At 63.1% G+C, this 18,523-nt stretch carries 15 protein-coding genes and 1 pseudogene; 7 read left to right on the top strand and 9 right to left on the bottom strand.

Translation table 11 applies throughout. The annotated features are described in order from the left end of the window. Positions 1-20 precede the first annotated feature (20 nt). From ACL02S_RS15740 to ACL02S_RS15750, 3 genes are all read right to left on the bottom strand, one after another. Positions 21-1,064 carry an asparaginase gene (locus ACL02S_RS15740; protein ID WP_412803160.1) on the bottom strand — a complete coding sequence of 348 codons (1,044 nt, stop codon included), beginning with the start codon at positions 1,062-1,064 and terminating at the stop codon, positions 21-23. 26 nt (positions 1,065-1,090) lie between these two features. Beyond that, positions 1,091-2,011, bottom strand: a complete 921-nt coding sequence (locus ACL02S_RS15745; protein ID WP_412803161.1) for a PfkB family carbohydrate kinase — start codon at positions 2,009-2,011, stop codon at positions 1,091-1,093. Positions 2,012-2,308: 297 nt separating this feature from the next. Then, positions 2,309-2,833 (bottom strand): DUF4376 domain-containing protein, encoded by a 525-nt coding sequence (locus ACL02S_RS15750; RefSeq protein ID WP_412803162.1) that lies wholly within the window; start codon positions 2,831-2,833, stop codon positions 2,309-2,311. A 201-nt stretch (positions 2,834-3,034) separates the two neighbouring features. Between ACL02S_RS15750 and ACL02S_RS15755 the strand changes: the two genes are divergently transcribed. From ACL02S_RS15755 to ACL02S_RS15765, 3 genes are read left to right on the top strand one after another with little or no spacing between them, the layout of a single operon-like run. Beyond that, positions 3,035-4,657 carry a vWA domain-containing protein gene (locus ACL02S_RS15755; RefSeq protein WP_412803163.1) on the top strand — a complete coding sequence of 541 codons (1,623 nt, stop codon included), beginning with the start codon at positions 3,035-3,037 and terminating at the stop codon, positions 4,655-4,657. A 6-nt stretch (positions 4,658-4,663) separates the two neighbouring features. Further along, positions 4,664-5,257, top strand: coding sequence for a hypothetical protein (locus ACL02S_RS15760; protein ID WP_412803164.1), 594 nt, complete (start codon positions 4,664-4,666; stop codon positions 5,255-5,257). Continuing rightward, positions 5,254-6,387, top strand: a complete 1,134-nt coding sequence (locus tag ACL02S_RS15765) for a hypothetical protein (protein WP_412803165.1) — start codon at positions 5,254-5,256, stop codon at positions 6,385-6,387. Before ACL02S_RS15760 ends, ACL02S_RS15765 begins: the two co-directional genes overlap by 4 nt. Before the next feature lie 197 nt (positions 6,388-6,584). Here ACL02S_RS15765 and ACL02S_RS15770 read toward each other — a convergent pair whose 3' ends face one another. The 3 genes and pseudogenes from ACL02S_RS15770 to ACL02S_RS15780 form a co-directional block, all read right to left on the bottom strand. Continuing rightward, positions 6,585-6,962, bottom strand: a complete 378-nt coding sequence (locus ACL02S_RS15770; RefSeq protein WP_412803166.1) for a nuclear transport factor 2 family protein — start codon at positions 6,960-6,962, stop codon at positions 6,585-6,587. A gap of 326 nt (positions 6,963-7,288) precedes the next feature. Continuing rightward, positions 7,289-8,035: a hypothetical protein gene (locus ACL02S_RS15775; RefSeq protein ID WP_412803167.1), complete on the bottom strand. Its 747-nt coding sequence runs from the start codon at positions 8,033-8,035 to the stop codon at positions 7,289-7,291. A gap of 347 nt (positions 8,036-8,382) precedes the next feature. Beyond that, positions 8,383-8,507, bottom strand: a pseudogene (locus tag ACL02S_RS15780) (IS5/IS1182 family transposase); the annotation flags it as partial. Positions 8,508-8,579: 72 nt separating this feature from the next. On the opposite strand from ACL02S_RS15780, the gene ACL02S_RS15785 reads away from it, so the two are divergent. Both ACL02S_RS15785 and ACL02S_RS15790 read left to right on the top strand, forming a co-directional pair. After that, the gene (locus tag ACL02S_RS15785; RefSeq protein ID WP_412803168.1) at positions 8,580-9,773 is read left to right on the top strand and encodes a hypothetical protein; all 1,194 of its coding nucleotides are present in this window, start codon (positions 8,580-8,582) and stop codon (positions 9,771-9,773) included. Beyond that, positions 9,770-10,075, top strand: a complete 306-nt coding sequence (locus tag ACL02S_RS15790) for a hypothetical protein (protein ID WP_412803169.1) — start codon at positions 9,770-9,772, stop codon at positions 10,073-10,075. Before ACL02S_RS15785 ends, ACL02S_RS15790 begins: the two co-directional genes overlap by 4 nt. A 68-nt stretch (positions 10,076-10,143) precedes the next feature. On the opposite strand, the gene ACL02S_RS15795 is transcribed toward ACL02S_RS15790, so the two are convergent. After that, a complete protein-coding gene (locus tag ACL02S_RS15795) occupies positions 10,144-11,322 on the bottom strand; it encodes an acyl-CoA dehydrogenase family protein (RefSeq protein ID WP_412803170.1) in 1,179 nt (392 codons plus the stop codon). Positions 11,323-11,481: 159 nt separating this feature from the next. Next, entirely contained in the window at positions 11,482-14,289 is a 2,808-nt protein-coding gene (locus ACL02S_RS15800; protein WP_412803171.1) for an aminotransferase class I/II-fold pyridoxal phosphate-dependent enzyme, read from the bottom strand. Between the two features lie 367 nt (positions 14,290-14,656). Here ACL02S_RS15800 and ACL02S_RS15805 point away from each other — a divergent pair, with 367 nt between their 5' ends. Then, positions 14,657-15,718 (top strand): hypothetical protein, encoded by a 1,062-nt coding sequence (locus ACL02S_RS15805; protein WP_412803172.1) that lies wholly within the window; start codon positions 14,657-14,659, stop codon positions 15,716-15,718. 469 nt (positions 15,719-16,187) lie between these two features. Next, entirely contained in the window at positions 16,188-16,853 is a 666-nt protein-coding gene (locus tag ACL02S_RS15810) for a hypothetical protein (protein WP_412803173.1), read from the top strand. Positions 16,854-16,872: 19 nt separating this feature from the next. On the opposite strand, the gene ACL02S_RS15815 is transcribed toward ACL02S_RS15810, so the two are convergent. Next, positions 16,873-18,405, bottom strand: a complete 1,533-nt coding sequence (locus tag ACL02S_RS15815) for an esterase-like activity of phytase family protein (protein WP_412803239.1) — start codon at positions 18,403-18,405, stop codon at positions 16,873-16,875. Positions 18,406-18,523 lie beyond the last annotated feature (118 nt).

The raw sequence follows: 18,523 nt of genomic DNA on the forward strand, positions 1-18,523 counted from the left end.
GTGACGGGTGCGCGCATCGGTCACTTCTGCCGTGTATCGGTCGGCCAAGGCCACAGATCGGCTTCGCAGTAGCCTGCCGCTGTGGCGAACGCCTGTCGCAGTGTCCGGTCGTCACAGCCGCTGCACAGCAGAACGGTCAACAGGATGCGGGCTTTCACCCGGTCCAAGTAGCCGGCGGGGATCAGGCCTCGTCCGATCAGATCGCGTTCGGATCCGGCGAACCCGTACGTAGACCGCATCACCGCTCCGCCGTAAGCACGGGAAGCGAGCACAACCGGCACCCGCGCGGTGTACTTGTCCACGATCGGGACCAGGCGTGCGGGGATATGTCCCGCACCCATCGCTGCGATGATCAGACCGTCGACACGGTCTTCCCCACCGTCGAGAAGTACGGCGTCGTCATCGAAAACCACTGTGTGAACGGGAATCCGGATGTCATCGTGCACGCGGGCAGGCACGGTCAACCGACTGCTGTGGCCGCAGTGGAAACGCGGTATCCCCTCGACGATATGACCGACCGGTCCGGTATCCGGTGATCGGAAGGTCGCCGTACTGCTGGTGTGCAGCTTGCGCACGGCAGCGGCCGAGTGGATCTCGTCGTTGAACACCACGAGACAGCCCCATCCGCGCGCTGCGGGAGCGGCAGCTGTCACGATGGCCGCGAGAAGGTTCGCCTGCCCGTCCGCACCGAGCATCGTCGGATTACGCATCGCGCCGGTCACAACGATCGGTGTCTGTTCGGAGTGCAGCAGGTCGAGCAGGTATGCCGTTTCCTCGATGGTGTCTGTGCCCTGGGTGATGACGACACCGTCGACCCCGCCGCCCCGCCGGGCGATGTCATCGCGGAGCGCCTGCAGATCATCGAAGGACAATGAAGGTCCGGCTACCTGGCGTAAGGTCGTCACCTCGAGATCGATGCCCATATCATCGAGTCCGGGCACCCCCGCGACCAGATCCTCAGCGGTCAGGGCCGGTACGACGCCACCGGCAGGCGATGAGGTCATCGTGATTGTGCCGCCGAGACCGATCACGGCGACCTTGCGTCTCGTGGAGGCAATCGACATTCCGACAGCTTACCCATGCCTGGTGGCTATGAATCGGATCCTCGGCCCGAGTCCCGCGATGGGCAGTTGTGGAGTTCGGTGAGTTCGGACGCCCAATTGCGGGTGCCGAAGGTGCGACACGACAACGTCGAGACCGCGGAGGCGCGGGTGAGCGCGTCGACGAAGTCACGGCCTGCGCTGTAGTAGGCGCAGAAGGCGCCGTGCAGGATGTCGCCGGCGCCGAGGGTATCGGCCGCGTGGGGCACCGGCGTGATCTCGATGGCACCGCGCCTGCCTGCCACAGCGAACAGGATCGGATCCGGTCCGCGCGTCACAGCCACCTGCTTCGGCCCGGCCGCTCGGAGATAGTTCAGCAACGCCGGGGCATCGCCCCCGAAGCCTGGCGGCGCGAACGCCGCCGAACAGATCGCGATATCGGTCAACGGCAGGAGCTGCTCATGTATCGGCTTCCATCGGCCCGCGTCGAGGACGACCGGCACCCCGAGCTCGGTGGCGCGACGGGCGATACCCACCGCCACCTCGGGATGGTGTCCGTCGATAAGCACGACAGCGGCCTGATCGACATGCCTGGCGAGCTCGGCGGTGTATACCGCCTGGATCCGCGCTGCGTCGAGACCGACGACCGTTCGTGAGCCCGCCTCCAGCGCGACCACGATCGACGAGACCGGAGGTGTGTCGATCCGGTCGGGTGTTGTGTCGACGACGGTGACGTGGTGGCTGCTCAGGTCGTTGCGTACGAGGTCGGTGAGCTGGTGGCGGCCGAGCGCGGTGATCAACGTCGCAGGTTGTCCGGAGACGGTCGCGTAGGCGACCGCCGCGTTGGCGGCGGGCCCACCGGCACCGAGGAACTGATCCAGTGCCTGGGTTTTCGAATCCTCGGCCGGATACCGGTCGACAGCGTAGGCGAGGTCGAGAGTGGACAAACCCACGAACAGAGCGGAGGTCACCGGTGGCTCCTTCTGGGTCGGTCGATCGGCAGATGTCCGAGAGTAACGGTGCGGGTACGCGCGCTGATAGTGGCCGCGGATACTCTGCCTACCCCGCGCCATCGGTCGGTATCGCCACCAGAATTGCGCGAGTGTGCCCCGGCGGCACTGCACACCGGGGCATACTCCGGTCCTGTTCATCTATTCCGGTACTGCTTCGGCGACGAAGTAGCACACGGATGCACTTCCACCGCATCAGGATTCGGGAAGGTACACACCCTCGAGATCATCGAACCCCACGGTCACCGGAACTCGGTGTTATAGGAGAAGTTCGAAGAACACCCGAGGTGCACTGCCGAAAAACTCCTCGGCGAGAAGGGTCGCGCCGTCGATTTGGTCCACCGGTAGGGAGTAGCAGAGGTTGGCGGTCGCCGAAGCGCCTGGGAAGAGTTCACCGACATCGGAAAGCTCCCTGGGGATCACCCCGCACATACTGTCATCCTCGTAGTCTCGGTAGGAATTGCCCGAGCGGGTGACATACGCGAAATCCAGGTCGGTCCATGGTATTCCGGATTCCTCACCGACATACCGCACCGCCAGTACCACGATGACGAACTGGCGACCCGCAGCAGGTGGTGCATTGAATCTGTTCTCCGCGTGGACGACGGCATCGGCGTTCTCGTCCACACGCAACACCTGTACCTCCCAATCCGACCCGACCTTCGCGCTCACCGCGAACGGGACCGGATCATCGCGGCTCACGCCGGGTGCGGCGTTCACAGGCGCGGCAGCGATCAACAGGAAGGCGGCCAGTGCGGCCGCGGGGGCAAATAGTCTTCGCAACATAATTCCTTCGAGCACAGCCGAAGAAACGATGAAAGCCTCCCCGCTGCACCGGTTCTCCCGATGTTTACCGGATGTGACCCTACTCCACACCACCGACATTCCTGATCCCGTCTCCGCGACACCTGATGTTTCCGATTGTTCACTCGCCCCCGGCTACCAGCGCACCTATGATCCTCTCAGCGAGGGGAAGGTGAAGAATTGTCGTATCACCGCACGAAAGTACTTATCGCAGCCATCATCATGCTGTGTGCCTGGTCGGCAGGCTGCGGGAGCGATCGTGCGCCGGGGCCGGTCGAGGAATACAACGCCGATCCGAGTGTGCTGAACATCGTGGCGGGCTCGGAGCACGACAAGGTATTCCAGCAGATCGTGCAGCCGTGGTGTCTGCAGCAGAAGCTGACCTGCACCATGACCGAGCTCGGCTCGGTGGACCAAGCCAGGCTGCTGCAGACCGGTGACGCGCCCTACGACGGATTCTGGTTCGCCAGCAGCGTGTTCCAGCAACTCGGCGATACCGGACATCACCTGCGGCAGGTGCAACCCATGTTCAGCACACCACTGGTGTTCGCGGGCCGTCGCAGTGAACTGGATGCGCTGGGGTTCCTCGGGCGCGATGTGGATATCGACGAGATCCTGGCCGCCATCGAGGCGAAGCAGACCACGACGTGGATGACGAATCCGACCCAGTCGAATTCCGGTGCGACGGTTCTGGTCGGCTTCCTCAACCACTTCGCGGGCAACGGTCCCGGTGTGCCGCTGACCGCGGCCCAGCTCGATTCGGAGCAGGTACGCACCGGGATCACCCGCCTCGTCCGAGCGATCGACAAGACACCGCCGTCCACCGGGCTGCTCATGGACGAATGCCTGGCCGCGCCCCAGCAGTGCGAAACCATGTTCACCTATGAGGCCTTGGTGATCGAACACAACCAGGAACTGCTGCGCACAGGCCAGGAACCTTTGCACGTCATCTATCCCGAAGGTGTGCTGGCGATATCGGATGCCCCGCTGGGATTCCTGCCGCACGGCGACAATCCCGAGAAGCTGCGCAACTTCCGCGCACTGCAAGACTTCCTGCTCTCGGCCGATACCCAGCAGCAGCTACTCCAGCTGGGACGACGGCCGGTCACCAGTATCGGGCTGTCCCTGCCCGACGCACCGCGTGCGGTATTCGATCCGGCCTGGGGCATTCACGCCACCCTCACCGAACAGCCCATCACCTATCCGGCCGCACCGGTCATCGAAGCTGCCCTGGAGAACTACCAGACCGTCTATCGCACCCCGACAGATCTCGTGTACTGCATCGATGCTTCCGGCAGTATGGCGGCAAACGGCGGTTGGACCGGTGTGCAGCAGGCCGCGGATCTGCTCTTCGATCCGGTGGAATCGAAGAAATACCTGTTGCAGACCGGGCCGAGCGACCGTACCGCCGTGCTGCTGTTCCATGAGACCACTGAAACTATGCGGTGGACCACTGGTAATTCGGCACCGGAACTTCAAGCCCTCCGCGAGACTATTCGTGCCAGGGATCCCGGTGGCAACACCGGCATCTATCGGTGCCTGAGCGAGGCGGCGAAACAGTTCACCGGCCTGACCGATCCGGAGCGCAAACGACTGGTCGTCCTCATGACCGACGGCGCGGACACCGAAGGTGGTGACGGCCTGGAGGACATCGCCACCACCAGGATTCCGGTGGTGGTCATCGGATTCGGCTCGGCGATACAGAAGAACGCTCTCCGGACAATCGCCGAACGCACCGGCGGATCGTATCTCACAACCGACGATATGGTCGCGGCGCTGCGCCAGGCCACCGGCTACCGGTAGGAGAGCGTGTCCGTGCCGAGTAATTCCGCAATGATCGCGGCGCTTGGGGTATTCGTTGTCGCCTTCCTCGGCCTCTACGCCGTGCTCGGATCTCCGGTGGGCGCGGTGTTGATCGCAGTGGGCGCGGCGATGCTCACCGCTATCGCCGGATACACTGTTTCAGCCGGTACGCAGCGCAAAAAGCTGACGCGACAGGTATCGGACACCAACCGGCGGATAAATTCGCTGGCCGCCCGGGTTACCGATATCGATACCCGCGCATCACTGCTACGGGCCTGCGACACCATTCCCGGCCTGCTGGAGCGCACCGCGGCGGTCGAGCCGGCGAACTGGTCGATGACTGCGCGCACCATGCTCGATTACCTGACCAGTGTGGAATCGACGCTGCAGCGGTATGTGCAGATCCAGGATCATCCGGCGCTCTACCGTGATACCGAGGAACTGTTGGACCGAAGCCGCCGCGTACTCGCCGGATTCGAGACATTCACCGCGCATAGCGCCGGACAGATCGGCGAAGCGGACCTCGAACCCTTCTTCCGGGATCTGGCTCACCTGGAACTCATGAATCCCCCACAGCTTCCCCCGAACGAGGAACGATGAACCGATCCCGTCTACCTGTCGTCATCGCGATCGTGATCGCCGCGGTCACCATCGCCATCGGCGTCGTGGTGATTCGTGATTCGAACGAAACCCCGGCCGCCGTACAGCAGCTCACCTGCCTCGGCGGCTCGGAGAAATCCGCGCTCATGGCCGATACCGAGGTGCGCGATATCCTGCGTGATGACTACGGGCTCGAGGTGCGCTTCGATAAGCGCGGGTCCTACGATCTGGTGCAGCTGCCCACCGATCAGCTGCGCCTGCAGAAAATCGACTGCCTGTGGCCGTCCTCGGCGAGTGCGCGCAGCGTCTTCGAGGAATCGCACGATACTGGGGATTTCCCCGACTATCGTGCCGAATCGGTACTCGAGACTCCCGAGGTGATCTACGCCGGGGCCGCCGCCACCGATGCCCTCATGCGCACCGGCGTCGTGGTACAGCACACAGACTCCCATTACGTAGTCGATTTCAAGCGGCTGCTGCTGGATTACATACTGCCCAAGCAGAAGTGGGAGGCCATCGACGCGCAGCACCTGGCCGGTCCGATCCGCATCACCAGTACCGATCCGAAATCATCGAACTCCGGATTCACTTTGCTGCAATTGGAATTGACGGTCATCGGCTCTGGTGATGTGTTCCAGCCACCGACAATCGCGGAAGCCGAGGCGGGACTGCCGACGGTGCGCGACCTCTATGACGCACAGGGTCTGCAATCCGACAGCTCCGACGGCGGTTTCCGGGAATGGCTCATCCAGGGCGCGGCCTCGCTGTACGCCGGATACGAAAACCAGATCCTGCAACAACTGGTCGCCTACCGGGACAACGCCCCCGCCACCGAGGCGCTCCTGGCGAATACTCGGTTGTTGTACCCGGATCCGACTATCTTCAACAGCAATCCGGTCCTCGCCCTCACTACCCCCGCACATCAGCTCATCACGGCACTCCGGGATCAGAAGATTCAGCAGATCGCCTGGAAGCGTTATGGTTTCCGATCCGCCACCGAACTCGGCGCAGCTGATATCGGCGATTTCCCGCAGGTCCCCTTGGCCATCCAGCCGCGCGCCACAACGCCGCCGCGAGCCGACATCACGCAGTTGCTGCTCGCATGCGTCCGCGACAATCAGTGCTCCTGAAGCGCCTGGCCACACCGGCGGCGTGCGGACAGGCCACAGCCACAATACGGCCGAACTCGCCGGTATCCGGCCACTATCGGCCGACACGTCACGTTCTGCTCGTCGAGCGCAGTGAAATGGCGGCCCAGCCGAGCCTCAACCGCCGCCATTTCACTACGCTCGATCGCGTAATCGAGGCATCGGCTGACTGTGCTCGATCAGTAGGTCTCGAATGCCGGCAATGTTTTCCAGCTCGGCCACGTTGTCTCCCAGACGCGGCTGATCCGGCCGTCGGTGAAAGCGGCGATCAACACGACCTCGATACGAGTGGGGCTTTCGCCCGGGCGGCTGATCGTGATCCACACCCGGCCTGCGACCTTGTCGGCCGTTTCTACCCAGGCCTGTTCGTCGTACTCCACGGAGTAGCGGATCGACGTGGCGTAGATCGCGCGATGACTTGCGGCGAATGCTTCGAAATCCTGGGTGACGCCGTTGGAGAACATCACGAATGACGGATGGCAGAAACGGTCGATGGCCGCGGGGTCCTTCTTTTCCACCATCTGCTCGAACATCTGGCGTAACGCAGCAATGCTCATAGACCGCTAGCCTTCAACTGGCGATGGAAAGCTGTCAAGTCATTTCTCCACCTCGTTGCGGCATGGTGTCTCGACGGCGGCGTTTCTGCCGCCGCTGAGCAGAATGCAGTGAGCCGATTCGACAACCCCGCCCAATCGGCTCGGCAGACTTCACCAATGGCGGGAGCTGCTTCCGCGCCCCGGAGCAAAACACTCGGCAGAGCAGATCGGAGATTCGACCAGCATCGCCGGCATGAAAAAGCTGCTCGGATGGGGATGATGCAGAACGTCCGAACCTATGCGAACAGGCAACGAATCGGTGAGGTACGAGGCTCGGCTCGAGGTCGTTACCGATGCCGGTCCGGGGTTCTCAACATGGACCGGAGTCCGATCTCATCAGGGCTGTCTCTGAAGTCCGCATGATCCTTGAGATAGATCACCGTGGAAGCCAGGGAGTTGATCTTTACCCCCCAGAGCCACGCTATGATATCCCAATTCGAGTCGACCTTTTTCGATGCGCGCCGAGGGCCGAATTTGCGAAAGGTGGTGTGAACTGCATCCGTTGCGGATATTCTGATCGCATCACTACCCTGGTAGGATTCTACGACAGATATAGAATCGATCGCATCCCAGTCGCAAGTTCTTTCGTATAAGAAAGTGGAGATACGAATACGGTCGCGCTCAAAATATAGTCCCCCGTGAAGCAAAACGGGGGCGCTGAGCAGGAATGCAGCAACTAGCATTGCGGGAAAAACAACTCCGGCAGCAATAGCTTCCGGAACTCCGTTCAACAGGCCATATGCGAGGGAAGGGGGGCCCAATATCAATAGCCCTGTTGCCATGGTGAATATCTTACTCGGCCTGTACCGCAGCTTTGACCAAGGCGATGTGGGTGCGATAATCACGCGCGGCTGATGCGCTGCCTCGGAGCCGAGGATATCGACCAGCCACAATACGAAAAGCGGCAGCGCCAGAAATCCTATCTGTCGCAGCAGGTGCAGGTCGACGAAGTATCCAACGATTATGAAAGATGCTGCGGCCGCAGTCAGGTAGAGCGCGAGTGTCCGGCGGCTCTTCTCCGTCGGATCAGGCACGTGGATCATCCATCGGTAGTTCTCGGGTGATCCGGGGTAGCCTGGTCCTGCATCTATCATCACTGTCCATTCGATCGAATTTCCCCGATGCTAGCCGACATCGGGCATATGTGGCTATTGTTTCTGAATGTCTGGTCACGTAACGCTGCGGACAACGTGTCATTCCTCGACTCTCACGGATAGTGTTCGCTCACACGATTTATTTTCGAGAAGAGGTATGCATTCATGGCGACGGCCTTGACGGGTTGCCCGGCTTTGTCAGGGCAGCAGCGTATTTTGCGCAGGACTCGCCAGATCCAGGCGGCCTTCGCATCGTGGAAAATGCCGGGCAGTGCTCCTGATGCCTACATGATGTTCCCGTCGCCGGTGACAATGACCTGGACGTTCATTCCATGCATCCGGTGCGTACCGGAATAGAACGGCCGGTTGGCGGCGACGCGGCCGATCGGATCAGGGTGCCATCGCGGATCACTCACGTCGCATCGATCTCCCACGGATACAACGGGTCTCACCGAGGATGAAAATTCTCACTGTACGGTGAGGTATGGATAGACGTTCGGGCCGTGGCGAGTCCGACCAGCTCGGTGCGTCGATAACCAGGTTTCGCCGTCCGCTCGCGATCCTGGTCGGCATCGTGGTGGCGATGTCCGTCGTGAGCTTGCTGCCGAGCTGGTGGTGCGGTCGTGACGCCGACAAATGGTTACGTGGAGATCCGGCGCAGGTGCGTGGGCTCGCCGAGGAGTTGATGGCCTTCGAAGTCGAAGATGATCGACTTCGAGATACGGGCTCGGGAGCGGTGATCGACGGTATGTGGGGGCTGCTCACACACCAAATGACGGCGCTGGGATTGGCGCAGGTGTGTCTGGAGCATCCCGAATGGCGGGAACGCTATGCCCCCATCGTGACCCGCGCGGCAGCCAAGAGTCTGTTACCCGAAATGCGCACCGTATTCACCACAGCCTGGCACGGCGAGGACGGATCAGCCCACCTCGACAGCCCGCACGGCCACGCCTATCTCGCCTATCCCGCCCTCGCGCTCGGGATGGCGCGCCTGGTAGATCCGGCGTTTCCGGCCGACCTCGCCATCCGGCATGACGCGCTGATCGCCTCCTATGAGCGGCGATTGCTCGATTCCCCGACCGGGCTGCTGGACACCTATCCCGGCGAGGCCTACCCCACCGACGTGGCAGCCGTCGCCGCCGCGATCGCGGTCCACGGCCGCGCGACCGGCGTCGACCACACTGCGGTCCTCTCGCACTGGGCGCAGCAGGTACGCGCGAAACAGATCGATCGGGACACAGGGCTGATCCTGCAGCGCATGGATGTCGACGGGCATGCGCTCGACGCCCCACGCGCCTCAGGAACCGGACTGGCGGCCTATTTCGCCGGCTTCGCGGACCGCGCGCTCGCCGAGGAGTTGGCGACCGGATTGTTCCGCCAGCAGCGGAGTTTCCTCGGCTTCAGTGCGATTCGCGAGTACGGCGACGGTTATCACGGTGCAGGCGATCTCGACAGCGGTCCCCTGATACTCGGGATATCGGTCGCGGCTACCGGTTTCGCGCTCGCCCCTGCCCGTTCCCTCGGTCACCACGACATGTTCACCCGCTTGTATCGCACCGCAGACCTCACCGGTCTGCCGTTGTGGAGCGGAACCCGCTTGCGTTTCGCGACCGGAGGAACGGTCGGCAATGCCCTGCTACTCGCATTCCTCACCTCAGGACCGGAGCTGGCGCGATGAGAACTGCCGGTACCTTACGGTTGCTCGCGGGCCTGTGGTTGGTCCGTATACCGGTGATCCTGGTCGTGCTGTATCTCGCCCTGTATCCGGTAATGGCGGCGTTGTCGCAGCGACACGGGTTCGGGTCACCCGAAGGCACAAGCCTGAGTTATCTGGCTGTCAGCGGCGCGATGTTGGTGCTGCGCCTGGCGCTACTGTTCGTCGTACCCGCTGTCCTCACCTACCGCGTTGTGACATACGCGGTTACACACATCTTGCGGTGGCCGAGTCGACAAACTCGTCCACCGGCGCCGAGGAACTGATCCAGTGCTCAGGTTTTGTAATCCTCTGGCCATGGTCCGGCGGATCGCCCGAGAGGCGGTAGCGACGGTCAGATCATCGCGCGCAGCGGCCCTCGCGGCTCGACATCCAGCGAGCTCAACGACGCGGCATGGTAGACGGTGTTCGGGACGTGAATGGCATGGTGGAGCCCGGCATGCGCATCGCGCCAATACCGTTGCAGCGGTTTGTCCATCCGCAGTGCGGCGCCACCGCATCGCGGATAGATATCGTCTATCGCACGCACCGCCTGCCATGCGGCATGTACCTGATCGCGCCTGCCCGCCGCGCGGCGGGCGAAGCCGACTTCCTTGTTCGCATCGACAAGATCCCAGATCTGTTCCGCGTTGGTGATCAAGGCTTCCCGTGCCGACCTGATCTGCGCCGCCGCATCCCCCATGGCGTACAAGGTGTAGGGGTCATCCCTGACCGCAGTCCCCTGTGCGGTGATCCGATCTCGTTGGTAGTCCATGGCCTCGGCAAGGAAACCTTCACAGATTCCGATCGTGGCGGCGGTGATACCGAACGGGAACATGCATGACCACGGCATGCGGTAGAGGGTCTGGGACAATCCGGCCGCACGGACCTGAGTACCGTCGAGCAGTCGGCTGTACTCCATAACGCGATACTCGGGGACGAAGGTGTCTTCGATGACGAGATCCTTGGAACCGGTACCTTTCAAGCCAACGACATCCCATGAGTCCGCGACGATCGAGTACTCGCTGCGGGGAATGACGACATGCAGCATCCCCGGATCGACAAAATTACCGTCACGGTCGCATGTGATCGCGCCCAGATAAGCCCACTGACAGTGATCGGTTCCCGACGAGAAACTCCAGCGGCCGCTCATCCGGTAACCGCCGTCGACCGCGATCGCCCTACCGTTCGGCATGTACGGAGACGCCAGCCACGTATTGTCGTCCGCACCCCATACCTCTTCTTGTACACGGGGATCCGCCATCGCGAGCTGCCACGGATGCACTCCGACGACACCATTCACCCAGCCTGCGGACGGGTTGAGTGCTGCCATGGCCATGACGGTCTCGGCGAACTCACGCACACCGCACTCGAAGCCACCGTATGTCGTTGGCTGCAGCATTTTGATCGATCCCGCAGCCTTCATCGTATCGACAGTCGCATCCGCCAGGCGGCCAAGCCGATCTGCCTCCAAGCCTTCCTTCCGTAAGTCGTCCTGGTGTTGCATGATCTGCTCGAGAACTGATTCGGTCACTGTTCTGCTCCAAACTCGGTCTTGGAAACCAAGAGTGCTGACGCATAATGTCGACGTCCAGCACTGCTCCCGCTCATCGGGAACCCCGTGGAACAACAATATGAACCGGACTGCCCAGCTCGGAGAGAAATCGAGACTCCAACCGACACGAGTGGAGTTTCAGTGCACGACCCGATCCTCGATCTCGGTGGCCGGAGCCGGAGCTACCTGCGGCGCACCACCGATCGCCACAGCACCCGCGTGTCCGGCCGCTACCAACCGCGCGAGCGCATCCTCGGTGAAGACCGACAACCCGAGATCGGGGTTGTATCCGTGGATTTCCTTGACGTCCAGTTCGGCCAGGAAATACAGAATCTCCCTCGAGATCACCTGCCCAGGGACCAGCACCGGGAAGCCGGGCGGATAGGGCACCACGAAGGTCGTTGACACCAAGGTCTTGCCCTTGGCGATCCGGCGGCCCGCGTCGCCGAGCAGAACGTGTTCGCGATCGGACTCCTCGTACCCGGCGTAGAAGGCCGAGCGCATATCGCCGAACGCACTGGCCTCATCGGGACGGAATACGCTGTCGAACTCGCTGAAGTCGGGTAGTGCGGGCAGGTCCTTGGTGATCTCGTCGACCCGGCGCCTGCGCAGGGCGCGATCGGCTGCGCCTGCCGCGTTATGGCTGCGCTCGAAGTCGGTGGCCACCCGGCGCAGTACGTCGAGCAGGTAGCGCACGCTCGACCAGGTGACGCCGATGGTGAAGATCAACAGCACACTGTTGATCGAGGTCTTGTTGATCTGGATGCCGAACCGGTCCATCAGGATCTGCTCACGGAACTCGTATCCGTTCATACCGGTCTTGCCGATGAACAGGGTGACCCTGGTCGGGTCGAGCACGAACTCATCGGACCGCCACGCCTCGTTCCACTCGGCCAAGCCACCCAGCCTGACCTGCTGATACGAGCTGACTGCCGCGGAGCGGAACTCGTCGGGCACCAGATCGTCCTCGTCGAGGATGCGGAACCATCTGCCGATCAGCCGGTCTTTGCGGACACGGTGACGGAAGACCAGCGCCATATCGTAGACGTGCCGGACCAGCTGGAAACCTTCGATATCGACCTGTCTGCGCGCCAAGTCCAACGAGGCAAGGAGCTGCTGGTTCGGCGAGGTGGAGGTATGGGTCAGGAATGCCTCACCGAATGCCTCGCGGACTCGGGCTTCGAAGTCCTGGTCGCGGACATGGATCATCGAGGCCTGCCGCAGCGCCGATAGCGATTTGTGGGTGGAATGCGTCGCGTACACCCGCACCCGGGTGCGCTCGGGGTCGGGCAGCAGCCGGTGGTCGCTCCACTCGGCGCGGTCGACTCCCCGCATCGAGGCACGCCACCTGCGGTATTCCTCGACATAGCCGGGTGAAGACAACCTTGCTTCGAGGTGTTCGGCGGCAACCATCGCGGTTCGTTGCCGTGCCCATGGCACTGCGGTGGCGAACGCGTACCATGCCTCGTCCCACAGGAAGCAGATATCCGGTTTGATCGCCAGGACCTCCTCCATGACGCGCTGGGGGTGGTAGACGATGCCGTCGAACGTGCAATTGGTGAGCAGCAGCATGCGCACTCGGTCCAGTTGCCCGGCCGCCTCCAGGTCCAGCAGCACCTTCTTGATGGTGCGCAGGGATACGGCGCCGTAGATGGCGAAGGGCTCGAGCGGATAGGCGTCCAGGTACAACGGGTATGCCCCGGCGAGTACCAGGCCGTAGTGGTGCGACTTATGACAATTACGGTCGATCAGAACGATATCGCCCGGCCGGGTCAGCGCCTGTACGACGATCTTGTTCGCGGTGGATGTTCCGTTGGTGACGAAGTACGTGTGATCGGCACGCCAGGTCTCGGCGGCTTTGTCCATCGCCGCCCTGATGGTGCCGTGTGGGTCAAGTAGTGAATCCAGTCCGCCGGAGGTGGACGAGGTCTCGGCCATGAAGATGTTTCGACCGTAGAATTCGCCCATATCCTGTAGTGATTTGGAGTTGAATATGCTGGCGCCGCGCGCGACGGGCAGGGCGTGGAATTGGCCGACCGGTGCGGCCGCGTAGGTGCGTAGCGCGTCGAAGAACGGGGTGGCGAACCGGCTGCGGATACCTGCGAGCACCGTGCTGTACAGGTCGGTGACATCGTTGAGCCGATAGAACGTGCGATCGTAGATGTCCAGCTCGTCCTCGGTTTCCGCGGCGATCGACTCGTCAGTGAGCAGATACCGGTCGATATGCGGCCGCAGCTGCCTGATCCACTCTCCGCATTCGATCCAATCGTGGGTGCGGTCGGCCACCACCACGCCGTCGTTGATGCCGAGCAGGGTGGTCATCAGCGGCACCCGGTCGCGGGAACGCAGCGGTAGATCGTGCCGGATGATCGCCGCCTGGATCTCGCCGTTCAACGCGACAGCGGTGATAGCGTCTTCGATGCTCGCCACGATCAGTAGCTCGAACCGCACATCGTCCGACGGGTCGCGCAGCGCCCGCAGGCTCTCCGCCAGGCTCTCCGGAGAATCAGGCGGCGAATCGTCACCGAGCAGGACGGTATAGAACTGCTGATGTCTGGCCCGCGCCACGAGTTCCTGATCGGCCAATGGCGCTGAGGTGTCGAACAGCACCGTGCCGTCGCCGTACTCGGAGAGCAGACGCACGGCCAGCGACACCTCCTCGGTGAGCCGCACCGTGGCGAGCTCGGCGACATATCCGCGGAACGCCGCCAGTCGTGCCGCGCCGGGATACAGCCAGTACCGCTCGTAGGTGCCGAGACGATCGAGCAGACGCCGCACCCTGGCGGCTTCATGGGTGGTGTCCAGCCCGGCACGGGTGACATCGGCGAGCTGACGGCACGCGTCGTCGAGCAGATTCCACGTGTCTATTCGCGAGTACGACGGATTGGCTACCGCCGCCAGCGCGGAAACAGAAAGCCGTTTCGGACGCTCGCCGTCTCGCCACATATCGTCGGTTCCGCCCCCAATCAGTGCAGGCGCGGTGGATCTGCCGCGGACGACAGATCACCCTGGAACATTCATCACTGCCAATATTGTGTCTCGCCATCGAGCAAATTCCTAGCGTCGAGACTCGCTCATGCGCGATACCGACGACCTCGAGGGCTCGCCCAGGGGCGACCGCCCAGATCGATTCGCGCTACCGCCGGATTCCGCACCACCGCTCCTCGACCCCGAAGGAGGCGGCCGGCTCACACAAGGGGATCGCTCGAACGGCGAGCGAGAACCGCTTGCGCACAGTCTCACGAAATGACCTGGAGATTTCTCCATCACGACAGGAAGATGCAAGCACGACAGGAAGTTACGAGGTAGCCAGATGAATCCGAATGCGCAATTGCTCCTGGAAGGACCGCGGGGTCGACGTTTCTGCCTTGAACTCGCCATGGAGCTGGACCCGGACATTTCAACCGCGGTCTTCCAACTCCAACGCAGCGGTGAAGTAGTGAGCGGGGCATACCGGGTTCAGTCGCCCCCGCCTGATGGGAGCGGCGCCGATCCCATCCCTGTTCGGTCACTGGAGCAGCTCTCGGCCGCCCTTGCCGCTGTGGATCTCGCAGACCTCGACACCGGCCGGATTCAGGCTGCCTTGGCACGGTCGGTGGATTCCGCTATGTACTGGCAGGAGCCAGACGGTGAGGACGTGCTCGCAGGCCACCCGATCATCCGGTCGGCCTTCGCACGCCTCGCCGAACACCTCGCGTCGTCCCCGGTCATGGAGTGGTTCGGGGAGCCTCGTCGGGCCGAGCAGTGGGCTATCGATTGGCGATCAGCCAACGCCCGGGCGCCACTGCCGAAGGATCCGCAACAAACACTCAGGAAGTGGGCGGCCGATACACGCGCGGAGGAAGCACGGTTCGCGCGCGAACGCCTGCGCGGCCCTCATGCGGCTTGGAGCGGAAGATGGTGGTCGATCCCGCTCGGGCTCGTCACAACTGTCGGCCGTCTTCCTGCTGGGCTGAGCCTCGTAGAAGACGGGCTCGGGTGGCAGCAAGCGACAGCGATACCTGTTTACGGGAGAGGCCGGACTTTCGAAGTCCGCTCGGAAGAGGACTGGATATTACTGTGTCGTTGCTTTCCGCTCGAAGTCACCGCGTCCCGACGGCATGACTGGTTCCGCACCACCGGCCGCGACGGCCGGTGGGTCATCCCCGATTGGGAACGTGTCGCCGGCGAGTGGGATGCCTTGCACCTCACGCCTCTGTGCTATCTCAGCAGTGCGACGCGGGCCCTTCAGGTCGACACCGAGACCGCCTCGGTCATCGCAGGCTGGGATCCGGGCAGCACCATCTGGCTCACCGATGTCGTACGCGAAGGGGACGGCCTGCGGCAGGATTGGCACCTCGACAGCGATGGCAGCACATGGATTTCGACGCCATAGACGCCTTCCGACGCCATTCGCCGCAAAGGCTGTCAGCCGACCCGATACGACCCTCGGTCAGAAACTGACCTGGCAGCCAGTGCTGGCGGCGTTTCAGCTCGTCGCCACGGTCACAGCGGGGCCTGGCAACGGCTGCCTGCAGGTGCCCGCACACACGGACCCCACGCCTACCAGTGATGGCGGGATCGACTCACACTCACCTCCCCCGTCGCGCCCGGCGCCGGAGTAATCGCCGGACAGCCCCGCTGACACCCTTGCGTGCCCGAGGTTCCGGTGCGGCGGTTTCGATCATGTGCGGGGCTGTTGCCGCCTGAGCGAAGCGCACGTGCAGTTGTTCGCGAACCTGGTCCGGGGTGTACGCACGGCGACGGCGCTCGGCGCGTACCACCACGGCGCCGGTGGCGACTACACCGGCTACACCCGCTAATCCCAATACCTTCCACCACCTCATACCGCATAGGCTACGACCATGATGGGGACCGGCATCAGCCTCGACCGTGCGGTCGAGGTCACCAGAACAGGCGATATCTGGCTTTTCCGTGGCCATTCCACCGCCGACCGGGTGATCCGGATGACGACGAACAGTCCGGTGAACCACGTCGGGATGTCCGTCGTTATCGACGATCTTCCCGCTCTGATCTGGCATGCGGAGCTCGGACGCAGCCTGCCCGATATGTGGTCGGGAACCGCGCACCGCGGCGTCCAGCTGCACAATCTGCGCGATGCTGTGCTGGTGTGGGCGAACCGCTACGGCCAGCGGGCATGGTTGCGTCAATTGGACCCGCCAGCCACCAGAGAGATGGAAGACAGCGTGCTGCGCACCATCGCCCGGCTCGACGGCACCCCGTTTCCGTCCACCGCCGGTCTGGCCGCGCGCTGGCTCCGCGGCCGGGCAGGCCGCCTGCCCCGCCGGGGACCGAACCGGAAGGCCGCCAGGGAGCTGGAAAACGCGTACTGCGCCGAAATCGTCGCCACGACATACCAAGCCATGGGGCTGCTGCCCCAGAACCGTAGTCCCGACTGGTATGACCCCGGCCGTTTTTGGAGCGGAGACCGGCTACAGCTATCCGAGAACTACACCCTCGGCGGCGAAATAGCAGTGCACACACCGGCGAATCAGAGTTCGCCGGTGTGATGGGTTGCTGCCTATGTCGTTATTCTACGGTGACCGTGATCGTCGCCGTTTGCGTCTCGGCAGGCAGCTTGGTGGTGTCCACCCACAGCACCGCACTCGAGTCCTGCACGCCGTTGGCGAGGATCTTCGCTTTCAATCCGAACGGTGGCTGGTCACCGGTGGCGTCCTCGATGCCGAAGTCGCTGTCGTTGGCGATGTAGAGGGTCTTGCCGCCGTCCAGGGTGGCGAGTCCCTCGATCTTGTCGTGGCCGAAGAACTCACCCTCGGCGTTCAGACCATCCAGCAGGCCGGCGAGGTCCAGGACGGACTGCTTCGCGACGGGGGTGATACCCGCCTGCCGCAGCGTGGCGACACCTTCGGCGGTGGGCACGGCGCCGACCAGCAGTTCCAGCGGCTTATCGTCGACCAGCAGGCCCTTTTCCGGATCATAGTGCGCGCCATCGACCTTCGCCTGCGGGCCGATATCGGTGGCGTCGGCGATATCGATGGTCCACAGCTTCTTATTGGCCGCGGGCGCCTTACCGCCGTCGCGCTCGACAACCAGGAAGGTGGTGTCACTGAGCGCCGTGATCTCGGAGACCATGAGCTTCTGCTTCGGATCCTCCAGCGGATACACGAATTCCTTGACGTCCTCGGTCCGCAGATCCACGGTGACGATCCGGGTCATCGGCACTTCCCGCGCCGATTCGACACCCGGCTGTTTCAGTGCGCTCTGCACCACGCCGACCAGCGTGTTGCCGTCCGGTGTGACGGTGAGCCCTTCCATGCCCTGATTGGGTGTACGCAGCGAAAGTTCCTTGGGCAGACCGTTGCCTGGGACCAGCCGCTCCAGCTCGGTGCCATCGGCAGCGAAGTGCACGATGAACGGCCCGTACTCGTCGGAGACCCAGAAGGTACCGTCGGGCAGCGCGACCAAGCCCTCGCTGTCGATACCGTGATCGGTGGGCGGCAGTAGGTTTCCGTCGAGATCGCGCATGGTCTCACCGGTCGTGGCCGAGGTGTCGACCAGGCCGTTGAACGGCTGTCCTGCCGGATTCTTCAGCGGGATGGTGTCTTGCAGCACCGCCTCGGTGCCGACCAGCTTGAACCTGGCGATGGTTGGTGTGAACGTCGGTACCGGCGTGAACTTCTCATTCTTGGCCTTGCCGTTCACATTCGGACCGCGGTCGGTGAGGCTGTAGAACTCGTCGGTCGATCCTGGCACCGGCGTCAGCGCCGACCCGTACCCGCTGTCCTGCAGGCTCACCCCACCGAAGTCGCCGAGCGGCGGAATATCGGTGGTGAACAGCCGCACCGCGTCGGTGGTTGTCACGGTGATGCTGTCGGTGCCGGTGTACCCGGCCTCCGGTGTGTACACCACCGCACCGTCGATGCGCCGGGTGATTGTGCCGTGCTCCGGATCGGCGATGGCGACCGCGGCGCTGCCGCCGGTCTTGGCCAGTAGCTCGTCCAGCGAGATCACCAACGGCTGATCCTTGGTGGCGGTGAAGTCTCCACCCGGACTCGATGAGGAGCAGGCGGACAGAACTGCGGTCGCGCACACGGCAACCATGGCGAGTGCGCTTCGGGTACTACGGCGAATTCTCACCCATGAGACGTATCGCCCGAGCTGGACCACCAGATGACGTCGAGCTGAACAGCAACCGTCGATCCTCACAATCACCGGTTCG

The organism is Nocardia spongicola (assembly GCF_047200775.1).
Taxonomy (GTDB): domain Bacteria; phylum Actinomycetota; class Actinomycetes; order Mycobacteriales; family Mycobacteriaceae; genus Nocardia.